The sequence below is a fragment of the Ruegeria sp. MALMAid1280 genome (genome assembly GCF_049195285.1).
Taxonomy (GTDB): domain Bacteria; phylum Pseudomonadota; class Alphaproteobacteria; order Rhodobacterales; family Rhodobacteraceae; genus Ruegeria.
Genome location: NZ_JBMIRT010000041.1, coordinates 228,475 through 241,889, shown reverse-complemented (window position 1 = coordinate 241,889; position 13,415 = coordinate 228,475). Strand labels below are relative to the sequence as shown.

17 protein-coding genes are annotated in these 13,415 nt (G+C 63.2%); 7 read left to right on the top strand and 10 right to left on the bottom strand.

Annotation, left to right across the window (positions count from 1 at the left end):
* Position 1: 1 nt before the first annotated feature.
* The gene (locus ACOQFT_RS07400; RefSeq protein WP_421597301.1) at positions 2–988 is read left to right on the top strand and encodes an NAD(P)H-quinone oxidoreductase; all 987 of its coding nucleotides are present in this window, start codon (positions 2–4) and stop codon (positions 986–988) included.
* A 34-nt stretch (positions 989–1,022) separates the two neighbouring features.
* Here the strand turns inward: ACOQFT_RS07400 and ACOQFT_RS07395 are convergent, their stop codons facing one another.
* Complete coding sequence (locus ACOQFT_RS07395; protein WP_421597300.1) at positions 1,023–1,880, bottom strand: DUF2189 domain-containing protein; 858 nt, start codon at positions 1,878–1,880, stop codon at positions 1,023–1,025.
* A gap of 193 nt (positions 1,881–2,073) precedes the next feature.
* Here ACOQFT_RS07395 and ACOQFT_RS07390 point away from each other — a divergent pair, with 193 nt between their 5' ends.
* Positions 2,074–3,057, top strand: a complete 984-nt coding sequence (locus ACOQFT_RS07390) for a quinone oxidoreductase family protein (protein ID WP_421597299.1) — start codon at positions 2,074–2,076, stop codon at positions 3,055–3,057.
* A gap of 51 nt (positions 3,058–3,108) precedes the next feature.
* Here ACOQFT_RS07390 and ACOQFT_RS07385 read toward each other — a convergent pair whose 3' ends face one another.
* The 9 genes from ACOQFT_RS07385 to ACOQFT_RS07345 form a co-directional block, all read right to left on the bottom strand.
* On the bottom strand, positions 3,109–3,642 hold the full coding sequence (locus ACOQFT_RS07385) for an outer membrane protein (protein ID WP_421597298.1): 534 nt from the start codon (positions 3,640–3,642) through the stop codon (positions 3,109–3,111).
* Positions 3,643–3,910: 268 nt separating this feature from the next.
* Positions 3,911–4,384: a YHS domain-containing (seleno)protein gene (locus ACOQFT_RS07380; protein WP_421597297.1), complete on the bottom strand. Its 474-nt coding sequence runs from the start codon at positions 4,382–4,384 to the stop codon at positions 3,911–3,913.
* 195 nt (positions 4,385–4,579) lie between these two features.
* The gene (locus ACOQFT_RS07375) at positions 4,580–4,849 is read right to left on the bottom strand and encodes a hypothetical protein (protein WP_421597296.1); all 270 of its coding nucleotides are present in this window, start codon (positions 4,847–4,849) and stop codon (positions 4,580–4,582) included.
* Positions 4,846–5,451, bottom strand: a complete 606-nt coding sequence (gene plsY, locus ACOQFT_RS07370) for a glycerol-3-phosphate 1-O-acyltransferase PlsY (protein WP_421597295.1) — start codon at positions 5,449–5,451, stop codon at positions 4,846–4,848. The genes ACOQFT_RS07375 and plsY overlap by 4 nt, the downstream gene beginning before the upstream one ends.
* Positions 5,451–6,731: a dihydroorotase gene (pyrC, locus tag ACOQFT_RS07365; RefSeq protein WP_421597294.1), complete on the bottom strand. Its 1,281-nt coding sequence runs from the start codon at positions 6,729–6,731 to the stop codon at positions 5,451–5,453. The genes plsY and pyrC overlap by 1 nt, the downstream gene beginning before the upstream one ends.
* Positions 6,728–7,114 (bottom strand): hypothetical protein, encoded by a 387-nt coding sequence (locus tag ACOQFT_RS07360; RefSeq protein ID WP_421597293.1) that lies wholly within the window; start codon positions 7,112–7,114, stop codon positions 6,728–6,730. The genes pyrC and ACOQFT_RS07360 overlap by 4 nt, the downstream gene beginning before the upstream one ends.
* Positions 7,099–7,617, bottom strand: a complete 519-nt coding sequence (locus ACOQFT_RS07355) for a hypothetical protein (RefSeq protein WP_421597292.1) — start codon at positions 7,615–7,617, stop codon at positions 7,099–7,101. The genes ACOQFT_RS07360 and ACOQFT_RS07355 overlap by 16 nt, the downstream gene beginning before the upstream one ends.
* Positions 7,614–8,549, bottom strand: a complete 936-nt coding sequence (locus ACOQFT_RS07350) for an aspartate carbamoyltransferase catalytic subunit (protein WP_421597291.1) — start codon at positions 8,547–8,549, stop codon at positions 7,614–7,616. The genes ACOQFT_RS07355 and ACOQFT_RS07350 overlap by 4 nt, the downstream gene beginning before the upstream one ends.
* Before the next feature lie 59 nt (positions 8,550–8,608).
* A complete protein-coding gene (locus tag ACOQFT_RS07345; protein ID WP_421597290.1) occupies positions 8,609–9,277 on the bottom strand; it encodes a scavenger receptor class F, member 2 in 669 nt (222 codons plus the stop codon).
* A 46-nt stretch (positions 9,278–9,323) separates the two neighbouring features.
* Here ACOQFT_RS07345 and ACOQFT_RS07340 point away from each other — a divergent pair, with 46 nt between their 5' ends.
* The 5 genes from ACOQFT_RS07340 to ACOQFT_RS07320 all read left to right on the top strand — a co-directional run bounded on the left by ACOQFT_RS07340 (position 9,324) and on the right by ACOQFT_RS07320 (position 13,414).
* Positions 9,324–10,088, top strand: a complete 765-nt coding sequence (locus ACOQFT_RS07340; RefSeq protein ID WP_421597357.1) for a uracil-DNA glycosylase — start codon at positions 9,324–9,326, stop codon at positions 10,086–10,088.
* Positions 10,088–10,687, top strand: coding sequence for a metallophosphoesterase family protein (locus tag ACOQFT_RS07335; RefSeq protein ID WP_421597356.1), 600 nt, complete (start codon positions 10,088–10,090; stop codon positions 10,685–10,687). Before ACOQFT_RS07340 ends, ACOQFT_RS07335 begins: the two co-directional genes overlap by 1 nt.
* Complete coding sequence (locus ACOQFT_RS07330) at positions 10,684–11,304, top strand: LysE family translocator (RefSeq protein WP_421597289.1); 621 nt, start codon at positions 10,684–10,686, stop codon at positions 11,302–11,304. Before ACOQFT_RS07335 ends, ACOQFT_RS07330 begins: the two co-directional genes overlap by 4 nt.
* A 6-nt stretch (positions 11,305–11,310) precedes the next feature.
* Positions 11,311–11,853, top strand: coding sequence for a molybdenum cofactor biosynthesis protein B (moaB, locus tag ACOQFT_RS07325; protein WP_170402870.1), 543 nt, complete (start codon positions 11,311–11,313; stop codon positions 11,851–11,853).
* A 106-nt stretch (positions 11,854–11,959) separates the two neighbouring features.
* Positions 11,960–13,414, top strand: a complete 1,455-nt coding sequence (locus ACOQFT_RS07320; RefSeq protein WP_421597288.1) for an efflux RND transporter periplasmic adaptor subunit — start codon at positions 11,960–11,962, stop codon at positions 13,412–13,414.
* Position 13,415: the final 1 nt, after the last annotated feature.

Genomic DNA, 13,415 nt, shown 5'->3' with positions numbered 1-13,415 from the left:
CATGACCCAGACGATGCGCGCCATAGAAATCTCGCAGCCTGGCGGCCCGGATGTTCTGCAACTGACCGAACGCCCGGTGCCCGAGCCGCAAAACGGCCAGGTGATCCTCAAGGTTGCTTATGCGGGTGTGAATCGCCCCGATGCGTTGCAGCGGGCCGGGGCCTATGACCCGCCTCCGGGTGCCAGCGATCTGCCGGGGCTGGAGGCATCTGGCGAGGTGGTTGCGGTGGGTACGGGGGTCGAGGGGCTTTCGGTCGGCGATCAGGTTTGCGCGCTGCTGCCCGGTGGCGGATATGCCGAATACGTGGCCACGCCTGCTGCCCATTGCCTGCCGGTTCCGACCGGAATGGGCATGAAAGAGGCCGCCTGCCTGCCCGAGACCTTCTTTACCGTCTGGTCCAACGTTTTCATGCGTGGCGGGCTGAAGGCTGGCGAGCGGTTTCTGGTACATGGCGGTTCAAGCGGCATCGGTACCACGGCGATCCAATTGGCTCACGCCTTTGGCGCCCGTGTCTTTGCCACCGCCGGTTCGGATGAGAAATGCGAGGCCTGCGTCAAGCTGGGTGCCGAGCGGGCGATCAACTACCGCGATGAGGATTTCGTCGGCGTGATGCGGGCCGAGGGCGGTGCAAACCTGATTCTCGATATGGTGGGCGGCGACTATATCCCGCGCAATGTCAAAACGCTGGCCGAGGATGGCCGTCTGGTGCAGATCGCCTTTCTGCAGGGGCCGAAGGTCGAACTGAACTTTGCCCTGATGATGGTCAAACGCCTGACCCTGACCGGCAGCACCCTGCGCCCGCAAAGTGATTTGGCCAAGGCGAAGATCGCCCAAGAACTGCGCGAGGCGGTCTGGCCATTGCTGGAGGCCGGGAAGGTTGCCCCCGTCATGGACAGCGAGTTCGATCTGGCAGAGGCGTCAGCGGCGCATGCGCGGATGGAAAGCTCGGGCCATATCGGCAAGATCGTCCTGAAAGTCGCGGGTTAACCGGGCGGCGCGGGCTTGTCCCGCGCGTCGTCCGTCAGGCCACCGCGCGGCGATACAGATGCCATGTGGCGTGACCCAGTACCGGCATCACCACGATCAGCCCCAGCATCATCGGGATCGCACCAAGGACCAACAGGGCCGCGACGATGAATCCCCATGCCAGAATCACTCCGGGATTGTGGCGCAGCACCCGAACCGAGGTCACGACCGCCACCGGCAGCCCCACCTTGCGATCCAGCAACAGCGGAAAGCTGACCACGCTGATGGCCAGCGCGACCAGAGCAAACAGGAACCCGACCGCGTTGCCGAAGATGATCATCGTCCAGCCCGCGCCGGTGGTGAACACCTGCGTGACAAAGGCGCCGATGGATGTGGGCAGGTCGGGGCCCAGCGTGTGGACATAGATGCTCTGCGCTACCATCAGCCAGATCAGCAGCCACATGACCAGATAAAAGCCAAGCATCAGGATTGCCCCGAAGGATGGCGACTGGAACACCCCGAACGCGTCCAGCCAATGGACCTCGCCCCCCTTTTCGCGTTTGCGGCTGATTTCATACAGGCCGACCGCGGCGACCGGGCCAATCAGGGCAAACCCCAGAATCAGCGGTGCCAGCAGCGGCACCATGTTGCGGTTCAGTCCGAAGCCGAACATCAGCAACCCTGCAATGGGGTAGATCAGCACGATGAATATGGCATCTGCCCGTGTTTCCAGAAAATCATTGTAACCGGCCCGCAGACAGGCGCGCAGATCCTGCATCGTCAGGGTCCGTACCTCTGGCAGGTGCCGTGTATCCGCGCTGCCGATGCGGTTCACGCTTTCCGCAATATGATCACCGGTCGCGCCGATATTCCGGGCGGTCCAGGTGATCGGATTTCCAATCGTTTTGGCCATCGTCTTTCCCCTCCCTTTGCGTATCCGCGCAGCAGGGTGGTTCCGGCATCGGTTGCCCGTGGCCGGACCAGCCGGCAACGCCTGGTCATGAGTATAGCACATTTTTTCGCGTTGCGGTTGCGCGGTGCGGAATCGTGCCGATTGCCCTTATTATCAGGCGTGTTAGCTTGGCTGCAGGCAACAGGAGGTCAGCATGCAGCAAACGGCAAGAACCGTCGTCATTCACGAACACGGCGGCCCCGAAGTTCTGAAGATCGAAGACCGCCCCCTGGGCGACCCCGGTCCCGGAGAGGTGCGCATCCGTCACCACGCCTGCGGGCTGAATTTTATCGACGTCTACCAGCGCACGGGGCTGTATCCGATGGACCTGCCGCACGCTTTGGGCATGGAGGCCGCAGGTGTGATCGAAGCCGTCGGCGAGGGCGTGACCCATCTGGAGCCCGGCCAGCGCGCCGCCTATGCTGCCGCGCCCTCGGGCGCCTATGCCGATGCGCGGGTGATGCCCGCGGCGCAGGTTTGTCCCTTGCCCGACGGCATATCCTTTGATGCGGCGGCAGCGATGATGCTCAAGGGGATGACGGTGGAATACCTGTTTCACCGCACCACGCCGCTGAAACGCGGCGATACCGTGCTGTTTCACGCGGCGGCGGGAGGTGTGGGCCTGATCGCCTGCCAATGGGCCAAATCCGAGGGGATCACCCTGATCGGCACCGCCGGGACGGATGAAAAATGCAGTCTGGCCCAGTTCAACGGGGCGACCCATTGCATAAATTACCGCAATGAGAACTTTGCCGAACGCGTGGCCGAGATCACCGGCGGCAAGGGCGTGGACGTGGTGATGGACTCGATCGGAGCGGATACGTTCAACGGTTCGTTGGACAGCCTGAAGCCTTTGGGAATGATGATTTCGTTCGGTAACGCGTCTGGGCCGGTGCCGCTGATGGATATCGGGATTCTGGCCAAGAAGGGCTCGCTCAAGGTCACCCGGCCAACCCTGTTCACCCATATTTCCGATCACACGGTCTGTCAGGCGATGGCCCGGCGCCTGTTCGGCAAGGTCGAGGGCGGAGAGGTCAAACTCCACATCGACCAGCGTTTTCCGTTGGATCAGGTCGCCGAGGCCCACCGCGCGCTTGAGGCCCGGCAGACCACCGGCAGCACGGTTCTGGAACCCTGACACGCAGAACCCGGCCCATGGGGCCGGGTCCGTTGCTGACCTGTTGCCCGATCAGAACCGGTAGGCCGCGCGCACCTGCACGGTGGTTGCGTCCACGTCGATGCCGGTGCGGTCGAAATTGTCGAATTCGTGATAGAGGATTTCGCCACCCACGCTGATATTCGGGGCGACGATCTGTTCATAACCAGCCCCGATGAACCAGCCGTCTTCGCTGCCCAGGTTATCGGTTCCGGCTTCGGCAAAGCCGCCGACACCGTATAGCAGGCCGTTGGAGGTCACTTTGTAGCCCGCACGCGCCTTGACGCGCCAGACCTCTTCGACCTCGACGCCGGGGGCCAGCCCGATACCGGTCCAGTCATAGTCGAAACCCAGACCGACAACCCAATCGCTCAGGTCGTAGTCATAGCCCAGGATGATGCCACCGATCACGCCGTCTCCGTCCACGCCCGATGCGCTGGTGTTAATGTCGGCGTAACCCAGCTGCAAGCCGCCATAAAAGCCGGTCCAATTGCCCGAGGACTGCGCTGCGGCCGCACCCGCGGAAAAGGCCGCGATCACTGAGGCGAGAAGAAACTTACCTTTCATGTTATGTCCTTTCATCGGAAATGGCCTGCAGCAAATCCGCGCTGCCTGCGTATGTATTGATCACTACGGTCCGGTTTCACGACCGGATCACAGTTTGTTCAATAGTGTGCGACCCAAAAGATGCGCCGCGTTTGTAATCGGTGGCGGCACCGGCCCGCTAAAACGGGGCGTGTCCTTTCCTTTAAATGTAGGTTCTCAAAATGGGTGTTGCAAATGGCAATCGGCGGCAGAGTGATCCGCCGCCGATCCGGTGATTTCTGTCAGCGGGTTATTGCTGCAGTTCTGCCGGGGTCTTGTCGGCAATGGTCTCCCAGTTGGCGCTGGCCTTGTCGATAAAGCCCGGGATATCGCCTTCCCAGCGTTCCTGAATGTCCTGCGACAGGTTCAGGTACAGCTTGTTGTCGACGATCTTCCAATAGGTCGGGTCACCGTCGAACTTGAAGCCCATCGCGGCACCGAATGCGCAGTAGCCACCGTATGCGGGCAGGTAGGCTTCGGGGTTCTCTTCGAACGCGACTTTGTTTTCCTCAGTGGCAAAGCGGTACAGCGCGTCATTGTGCAGCGCGGTGATGCGGTAATCGCCTTTGGTCGGCTGACCTTCGGTGAAATAAGCAACCGGGTCGTAACCCTGCAGTGCCAGACCGGTCGAGCTTGCGTTCAGTTCAACGCCTGCGGCCAGGACTGAGCTTGCGATTGCAACGGACAGCGCAACGCCGCCAATGATGGATTTGATCTTGTTCATTGTTTTCACCTTTCGTGAAACGGGCGGTCCGGCGGCGCTGAAATTACGCCTGGACATCCCTTGGGATTTTTGTCCGTGCGACCGGGAATTGGCCGTCACGCAACCGAAGTGGGCAATCGCATCATCACGTTCAAAACAATCAATTGTGAATGTGCGACGGCGAAGGGGCGCTGTTCAAATTCGCGCATTTCGACCTCAGGCGTCGGGTTCGAACGCCACCACGAAGGTGATGACTTTTTCGGCAGGCATCTCGCACGGTCGCAGCAACGCGCCGCTGCTGTCGGTCAGGTAAAGGTTCAGGCTGATAAAGTCGCCGCCGCCCAGTTCATGCGCGACCAGCTTGTGAGATTTGCCGCCGGCCAGTTCCGTGCGGCTGACGATATACCGCCTGCCTTGGCTTTGCCCGGCGGACGAGCCGAGAGGGATGGCAAAAAATGCGGACAGAAACGCGTCGGGGGCGATCAAGACTGGCCGATTTTGGGTTCGGTCCCGGCCCTGATCCGCGCCAGGTTTGCGCTGTGGCGCCAATAGACCAGCAGGGTCAGGGCGATGCCCAGGAAAAAGGTCGAACCATCCGTCAGCAGCAACACCCAGATGGTCGACATTGCCGCCGCGACCAACGCGCCCAGCGAAGAAATCCGCCAGATTGCGGCGGCGACCAGCCAGCTTAAACAGCAGGCCACGCCCACGCGCCAGTCCAGCGCCAGCCACAGGCCCAGAAAGGTGGCCACGCCCTTGCCGCCCTTGAACCCCAGCCAGACCGGAAAGCAATGGCCCAGAAACGCGGTCAGGGCGGCGATCTGGGCGGCGTCTTCTCCGGCCAATGCGCGGGCCAGCAATACGGCAGCCGCCCCCTTCGCGGCATCAAAAACCAGCGTCAACGCGGCGGCGCCCTTGTTGCCGGTCCGCAGCACATTGGTCGCGCCGATATTGCCTGACCCGATATTGCGCAGATTGCCCAGCCCCATGATCTTGGCGACGATCATACCAAAGGGGACCGATCCCATCAGATACCCAATCGCGGCCCAGAGGATCAACTGGGTCGTCGTGCTGTCGAGTAAGGGCATCAGGGTCTCCGGTAAACTTCTTGGCCTGCTACATAGGTTGCAGTGACCTTACCCTGCATCCGCTGGCCGTCAAACGGGGTGTTCTGCGATTTCGATTTTAATGAAAACCGGTCCAGCACAAAGGGCACATCCGGGTCGAACAGCACCAGATCTGCGGGGGCGCCCTCGGCCAGACGGCCCTGCTCCAGCCCCAGCCGTTTTGCCGGGTTCAGCGCCATGGCGCGGAACAGGGTCGGCAGGTCCAGCTGGTCCGCGTGATACAGGCGCAGCGCCGCGGGCAGCAGTGTTTCCAGCGCCACTGCGCCCGAGGCCGCCTCTTCAAACGGCAGGCGCTTGCTTTCCTCGTCCTGCGGCGTGTGCATCGAGCTGATAATGTCAATCAGACCGGACCGCACGGCGTCGATCACCGCCTGCCGGTCGTCCTCGGACCGCAGTGGCGGTTTGACCTTGAAGAAGGTGCGATAGTCGGCCACGTCCAGTTCGTTCAATGTCAGATGGTGGATCGAGGTTCCGGCAGTGATGTCCAGCCCGTTGCGCTTGGCCCGTTCCAGCGCGGGCAGGGCGCGGGCGGTGGTGATCTGGTCGGCGTGATAGGCGGCCCCGGTCATTTCCAACAGCGCGATGTCGCGGTCCAGCCCCATGCGTTCCGCCATCGGCGACACCGCAGGCAGGCCGCGCAGGGCGGCGAACTTGCCGCTTGTGGCCGCCGCACCGTTGCTGAGGCCGGGTTCCTGCGGGTGGGCGATGACCAGCGCGCCACAGGACCGTGCGTAGGTCAGGGCGCGGGAAAACACCTTGGTATTGGCGATGACATGATCGCAATCGGTGAAAGCGACGGCCCCGGCATCCTGCAGAAAGCCGATCTCGGTCATCTCGCGCCCTTCACGGTTCTTGGTCAGGGCGGCCATGGCCAGCACGTTCACCGGCGCATCCGCCTGCGCCCGCCGGGTGGCGAATTCCAGCGTTTCAGGCGTGTCCACGGCGGGCAGCGTATCGGGGCGGGTGACGATGGTGGTCACGCCACCAGCCGCTGCCGCCAGACCGGCGGACCTGTAGCTTTCCTTGTGACGCTCACCCGGTTCGCAGACCTTGACGCCGATATCGACAATGCCGGGGGCCAGACAATGCCCACCACAGTCAATGACCTGTCCGTCCAGGGCCGGGGCCTCGCCGTCTCCGCGCGCGGCAATCCGACCTTCGGCCACATGCAGCCAGCCGGTGCCGTCCGAGCCGGATTCCGGGTCGATCAGGCGGGCGTTGGAGAAGATCAGGTTGCTCATGCCATGGCTCTTTCGATTGCGGCTTTGGTGGCGGCGGGATCGGCCTGATACTTGATCAGGTGCTTGTCGCCGCCCTTGGTGACGATCTGGACAAAGCTGCCCAGGACATTGACGGCCTCGATCTGGTTCAGCGCCACCTTGCGCGGGCCTGGACCTGTGAGGGCGGTGTCGGTCATCTCCCACGCGGCGACCAGTTCTTCTGAGGCCAGATACCACGCCCGGATGCCGATGGCAGCGAGGCCTGCGGGTGCGCCGGTCCAGGGGTAGGGATTGCCGATCAGCCAGAGGATGATCATTGCGCCGGCCATCGCAAAGGCGGCCAGCCAGGCGTTGGTGCGGATATAGGCACCTTTGTCCGGGGCGAAGGTCACAGGATCAGCCACAGGGCGCCTCCGATAACCAGCAGGATCACCAGCGCCAGAAGGGCCGAGCCGATGCGGCGGGGCCGGTCATCCTGCGGCGCGGTTTGGGGTGCCGAGAACGGCTTGGCGCTTTCGGTTTCGATCGGGCCACCGGTCCAGTTGGTGGCTTCCTCGGTATAAAGACCGGCCAGATGCAGCCTCGGGTCCGGTGTCAGCGTTGCCGCGCGGTCGCCAAAGGCGGCGCTGCGGACGACCATGACCCAGCCGTCGATGGCCTCCAGCGCGGTGCGGTCCAACTGATCGGCGGACACGCCACAGCCCTCGTTCAGATAGCCGTAAAGCCCAAGGTCTTCGAGGTCCGAGACTGGAAAAACGTCGATCTGATCCGTACCCAGCCCCGTCACGCCCAAGACCTGATCGGCAGCGCCCGGTTCGCGCAGGAACTTTGCCTCTTCCGGGCGCATGTCCAGCGAGAACAGGCGGATCACGCCGCGTTCATAGGGGGCGACGGTCAGATTGCTCATGCGGCGTCTCGCGGGTTGCGGGCCAGCAGTTCCATCGCGGCCATGCGGACGGCGACGCCCATCTCGACCTGTTCCTGAATGACGGATCGGTTGATATCGTCGGCCAGCGTGCCGTCAATCTCGACCCCGCGGTTCATCGGGCCGGGGTGCATGACAATGGCATCGGGCTTGGCCAGCGCCAGCTTTTCCGCGTCCAGACCATAGCGGTGATAATATTCGCGTTCCGAGGGGATGAAGCCGCCATCCATTCGTTCTTTCTGAAGCCGCAGCATCATCACGACATCGACGTCTTTCAGACCTTCGTTCATGTCGTCATAGATCTCGGCGCCGAAGTCGGCGAACTGGCCGGGCACCAGGGTCGGCGGGCCGATCAGGCGGATGCGGTTTTCCATCTTGCCCAGCAGGATCAGGTTTGACCGCGCGACGCGGGAATGGGCCACGTCGCCGCAAATGGCAATGTTCAGACGGTGCAGACGCCCCTTGGCGCGGCGGATGGTCAGTGCATCCAGCAACGCTTGCGTCGGGTGTTCGTGCCGCCCGTCGCCCGCATTCAGAACGGCACAGTTCACCTTCTGCGCCAGCAGATCGACGGCGCCGGAATGCGGGTGCCGCACCACCAGCAGATCGGGGTGCATCGCGTTCAGCGTCATCGCCGTGTCGATCAGCGTTTCACCCTTTTTGATCGAGCTGGCCTGCATCGCCATGTTCATCACATCCGCGCCCAGCCGCTTGCCGGCCAGTTCGAAACTGGCCTGCGTGCGGGTCGAGTTTTCGAAGAACATGTTGATCTGCGTCAGCCCCGACAGCACGTCGGAATGCTTGGTCGACTGGCGGTTCATGTCGACGTATTTCTCGGCCAGATCAAGGATAGCGGTGATATCGGATTGCGACAGATGCTCGATGCCAAGAAGGTGACGATGGGCGAAACGCATGGGCGGGCTCCTGTCTGACAATCGAGCCGCTTATAGGAAGCCGCGCGCGCGAGGGCAACCTAAGGTTCAGACCCTTCGGGCAGTTTCTCGCATCCGCCTTCGGGCAAACACTGCTCACCGGGTTTGCACCACTTGCCATAGCCGCAATCGACCGCCTTGATCGGCACGCAGCCCTGATGCTCGGAACATTTGAAGCCGGGGCGGCATTGCGAGTCGGTTTCTTCGCACAAAAACCAGCCGGGGCGCGTGCATCCGCCGCCCGGCAGGCAGGATGTGCCCGCCGCGCAGGATTGGCCGTCGTCGCATAGAGAGGGTAGCCCTTCGATGGCGGTCTTCGGGTCAAACTCGGGTGAGGTCCGTTCGCATTCGCCGCGCGCGTTGCAGAAGGTGCCGCCGGGGCAATCCAGCCGCGAATAGCATTTGTTGGCCCCCGCAGGGGCGCAGCGGGTGCCCCCGGCCACGCAGCGTTCGAACGGTCCGCAAGTGCGCCCGCCGCCGCAATAGGTGCCGCCCAGCGGGATGCAGTGGCCGTCAAAGCTGCATCTTTGTCCGCCGGAACAGCAGCGGGTGCCGCATTGGAACTGACCGGGGCGGCATTGGCCGTTGCGGTCGAACAGTTGCGCAAAGGATGGGCCGCTGAGCGGGATCAGCAGCAGGGAAATCAAAAGGAATCGCAACAGGACCAACATGAACACCGCAATGGTCGGTGCGATGAACGGTCCGATCAAGGCCTATTCGCTTTCCCTCGATCAAAAGCTGGTTAGATTGAGGGGTATGGAATCGGCTTTGGACTATCATACCGCGCGGGGGCTGCTGGACTGGCAAATCGAACTGGGCGCAACAGACGCGATCGGCGATGCGCCGATCGACCGCTATGCGCTGCCCGATACTGCGCCCAAGGCCAGGAAACCCGCAGCAGTGCAAGCCGCGCCCGAAAAGCCGAAAAAGGTGGACCCCGCCGCGGTCGCAATGTCCGCCGCCAAAAGCGCCGGGTCGCTGGACCAATTGCGGGCCGCGATGGACGGGTTCGATCATTGCGAGCTGAAACGCGGTGCGCGGCAGTTGGTGTTTGCCGACGGCACGCCGGGCGCGCGGGTGATGATCATTGGCGAGGCTCCGGGCCGGGAGGAAGACCGCGAGGGCAAGCCGTTCGTGGGACGCGCCGGACAGTTGCTGGACCGGATGCTGGCGGCGATTGATCTGGATCGCAGCCAGAACGTCTATATCACCAATGTCCTGCCGTGGCGGCCACCGCAGAACCGCGACCCCAAACCCGAAGAGATCGGGATGATGAAGCCCTTCCTCGAACGCCACGTGGCACTGGCCAAGCCCGAGGTTCTGGTGATCATTGGCAATATCAGCTGTCAGGCAGTGCTGGGCAAACGTGGGATCACAAGGCTGCGCGGGCAATGGGATCAGGCACTGAACCTGCCGGTCATCCCGATGTTCCACCCCGCCTATCTGCTGCGCCAGCCGCAGATGAAGCGGCAGGCCTGGGCCGATCTGCTTGAACTCAGGGCCCGGCTGGAGGGGAAATGATGCGCATTCTGGCCTTTTCCGACCTGCATATGGCCCGCAACCGCGCGGCCGAGGTCGTGGCCGCCAGTGTCGAGGCCGATCTGGTGATCGGAGCCGGGGATTTCTGCAACATGCGGCAAGGCCTGCAGGAAGCGATGGCGATGCTGTCCGGCATCACTGCGCCGTTTGTCATGGTGCCCGGCAATGCGGAAAGCGCGCAGGAATTGGCAGACGCCGCGCCCGAAGGCGGCCATGTGCTGCACGGCACCGGCATGACCATGGACGGTCTGCGCCTGTTCGGGCTGGGCTACGGCGTGCCGGTCACACCTTTTGGCGACTGGTCCTGCGACCTGACCGATGCCGAGGCTGCCGAGTTGCTGGACCGCTGCGATGGCGCGGATATTCTGATCGCGCATTCTCCGCCCAAAGGATATGGCGATGTCACGTCGCAGGGCGACGCGGTCGGCTCGGTCGCCGTGCGCGACGCGGTCGAACGGTTGCAGCCGCAATACGCGCTGTGCGGCCATATCCATGACAGCTGGGGCTATCGCGGCGCGCTAGGGCGCACGCAGATCGCCAATCTTGGCCCCAAGGTAAATTGGTTCGAGGTCACCTTATGATCGAAACGGTCACTCTGCTGGCGTTCATCCCGGCAGCTCTGGCGCTGAATTTCACGCCCGGCGCCGACATGATGTTCTGCTTTGGTCAGGGGCTGCGGTCCGGCGCCCGACCGGCGCTGGTGGCCAGCGCAGGTGTGTCGGCCGGGTTGATGGTCCACGTTCTGCTGGCCGGCCTGGGCCTGGGTGCGGCGGTAAACAGCCTGCCGTGGCTGTTCGACGTGATCCGCTGGATGGGCGTGACCTATCTGCTGTATCTGGCCTGGGGCGCGATCCGGAACGGAGCGGTATCCGGCGATGCGCCAGCCAAACCCACCCGGTTTGCGTTTCGGGACGGACTGGTGGTGAATCTGACCAACCCCAAGGTTATCCTGTTCGTGCTGGCTTTTATCCCGCAATTCGTGAACCCCGCCGCCGGCCCGATCCTGCCGCAATTCCTGATCTTCGGCGTCATCATCGCGCTGGGCGGATTTGTCGTGAACGGGCTGGTGGGTATTTTTGCCGGTGGCGCGGGCAAGGTTCTGATCTCGAACCCGCGCGCCTCTCGTATCATGGGCTGGGTGACGGGGGGGATTTTCACCGCCCTTGCCGTCCGGCTTGCCATCATGGAAAGGGCCTGACGCCATATGTCGCGCATTGATGAAAGCAAGGAGTTCATTCCGGTTCGGATCGCCGTTCTGACCGTCTCGGATACCCGCTCGCTGGACGAGGACCGCTCGGGTCAGACGCTGGTCGACCGGATCGAGCGCGCCGGCCATTCGGTGGCCGACCGCAAGATCATCCGGGATGAACGGGGCGAGATCGCGGCCCAGCTGCGGCTATGGGTCGGTGATCCCGAGATTGACGTGGTGATCTCGACCGGGGGGACCGGCCTGACGGGCCGCGATGTATCGGTTGAGGCGCATCGCGACGTTTATGAAAAGGAAATTGAGGCGTTCGGCACCGTTTTCACCATTATTTCAATGGAAAAGATCGGCACCTCTGCCGTGCAATCCCGCGCCACGGGCGGCGTGGCGGGCGGCACCTATCTGTTTGCGCTGCCCGGCAGCCCCGGCGCCTGCAAGGATGCCTGGGACGGGATTCTGGAAAAACAGTTCGATTACCGCCACCGCCCCTGCAATTTCGTGGAAATAATGCCCCGATTGGACGAACATCTGCGACGGAAGTAGACTGGTTGCACGTATAACTGTTTGTAACCGCTTTGTGGCTTGGCATTTTTCGGTGCCCGGCTACCTTTTGCACGTGGCAGCCTGATGCGACCGGGGTGAGTGATTGATGCGATTTCTGAGGCAAAGCCTTGTTGGTGTCTTTCTGGCGTTTCTGACGCTGGCCCTGCTGTTTGTCGCGGTACAGATGATCACCGGCGCGGTGCAGGACGCGCTGACGCGTGAGAATACGCCATCCGAGGCGCGCGAACGCATCTTTGCCGTGAGCGTGCGCCCGGCCGAACTTGAAACTGTCACCCCCTATCTCGAAGCCTTTGGCGAGGTGCAAAGCCGCCGCCGTCTGGAATTGCGCGCCGCGCTGGGCGGGCGGGTGGTGTCTCTGGCCGAAGATTTCGAAGATGGCGGCGTTGTCGCCGCAGGTGAGCTTCTGGTGGAACTTGATCCGGCGGATGCGCAGTCGGCACTGGATCGCGCCAAGTCCGACTTGCTGGACGCCCAATTTGAAGAACGCGACGCAGAACGATCATTGCTGTTGGCGCAGGACGAACTGAACTCGGCCGAGGCGCAGGCCGCCTTGCGGGGGCGCGCCTTGCAGCGGCAGAAAGACCTGCAGGGCCGCGGGGTCGGAACCCCTGCCGCCGTGGAAGAGGCGGAACTGGCCGAGGCCGCTGCCCAGCAATCGGTGCTGGCCCGCCGCATATCTCTGGCGCAGGCGGAATCGCGGGTCGATCAGGCGACCACCTTGCTGGCCCGCGCCCGCATCGCGCTTGCGGCCGCCGAACGTGATTTGGATGACATGACCGTCCGCGCCCGGTTTGCCGGGACGCTGACAGATGTGACTCTGGTCGAAGGGCGGCTGGTGTCGGCCAACGAAAAACTGGCGGAACTGGTTGATCCCACCGCGCTTGAGGTGGCCTTTCGCGTCTCGACCGCGCAGTTCGTGCGTCTGCTGGATGCCGAAGGCAACCTGATTAACGCGCCGGTCACCGTATCGCTTGAGGTGACGGGCACCGACCTTATGGCCCATGGCCGCATCAGCCGCGACAGCGGTTCGGCGGGCGAAGGGCAAACCGGACGGCTGGTCTATGCAAGGCTGGAGGACGCACCGGGGTTCAAGCCCGGCGATTTCGTCACAGTCACGGTCGAGGAACAGCCGCTGGACAACGTGGTGCGCCTGCCCTCATCGGTTCTGGACGCGGCGGGCACGGTGCTGGTGTTGGGCGCCGATGACCGGCTTGAGGCGCTGCCAGTGCAGCTGATCCGCCGTCAGGGCGATGAGGTGCTGCTGCGCGGGCAGGGGCTGGTCGGGCGCGAGGTTGTGATTGGCCGCACGCCGCTGCTGGGCGGCGGGGTGCGTGTGCGACCGCTGCGGGACGAGGCCAATGCCGGTGCCGATCCGGGGATGGTCGAACTGTCCGACGAACAACGCGCTCAACTGGTGGCGCAGGTCGAGGCCAATGATCAGATGACCACTGAGGCCAAGGCCAGCGCCCTGAGCCAGCTCAGCGCGCCCAAGGTTCCGGCCTCTCTGGTGCGCAGCATCGAGAACCGGGCAGGGGGTTAGG

What these genes read in the sequence shown, in the direction of transcription:
- ACOQFT_RS07400 (WP_421597301.1), top strand. Translation starts at nt 2, where the DNA reads ATGACCCAGACGATGCGCGCCATAGAAATCTCGCAGCCTGGCGGCCCG.
- ACOQFT_RS07395 (WP_421597300.1), bottom strand. Translation starts at nt 1,880, where the DNA reads ATGGCCAAAACGATTGGAAATCCGATCACCTGGACCGCCCGGAATATC.
- ACOQFT_RS07390 (WP_421597299.1), top strand. Translation starts at nt 2,074, where the DNA reads ATGCAGCAAACGGCAAGAACCGTCGTCATTCACGAACACGGCGGCCCC.
- ACOQFT_RS07385 (WP_421597298.1), bottom strand. Translation starts at nt 3,642, where the DNA reads ATGAAAGGTAAGTTTCTTCTCGCCTCAGTGATCGCGGCCTTTTCCGCG.
- ACOQFT_RS07380 (WP_421597297.1), bottom strand. Translation starts at nt 4,384, where the DNA reads ATGAACAAGATCAAATCCATCATTGGCGGCGTTGCGCTGTCCGTTGCA.
- plsY (WP_421597295.1), bottom strand. Translation starts at nt 5,451, where the DNA reads ATGCCCTTACTCGACAGCACGACGACCCAGTTGATCCTCTGGGCCGCG.
- pyrC (WP_421597294.1), bottom strand. Translation starts at nt 6,731, where the DNA reads ATGAGCAACCTGATCTTCTCCAACGCCCGCCTGATCGACCCGGAATCC.
- ACOQFT_RS07355 (WP_421597292.1), bottom strand. Translation starts at nt 7,617, where the DNA reads ATGAGCAATCTGACCGTCGCCCCCTATGAACGCGGCGTGATCCGCCTG.
- ACOQFT_RS07350 (WP_421597291.1), bottom strand. Translation starts at nt 8,549, where the DNA reads ATGCGTTTCGCCCATCGTCACCTTCTTGGCATCGAGCATCTGTCGCAA.
- ACOQFT_RS07340 (WP_421597357.1), top strand. Translation starts at nt 9,324, where the DNA reads ATGGAATCGGCTTTGGACTATCATACCGCGCGGGGGCTGCTGGACTGG.
- ACOQFT_RS07335 (WP_421597356.1), top strand. Translation starts at nt 10,088, where the DNA reads ATGCGCATTCTGGCCTTTTCCGACCTGCATATGGCCCGCAACCGCGCG.
- ACOQFT_RS07330 (WP_421597289.1), top strand. Translation starts at nt 10,684, where the DNA reads ATGATCGAAACGGTCACTCTGCTGGCGTTCATCCCGGCAGCTCTGGCG.
- moaB (WP_170402870.1), top strand. Translation starts at nt 11,311, where the DNA reads ATGTCGCGCATTGATGAAAGCAAGGAGTTCATTCCGGTTCGGATCGCC.
- ACOQFT_RS07320 (WP_421597288.1), top strand. Translation starts at nt 11,960, where the DNA reads ATGCGATTTCTGAGGCAAAGCCTTGTTGGTGTCTTTCTGGCGTTTCTG.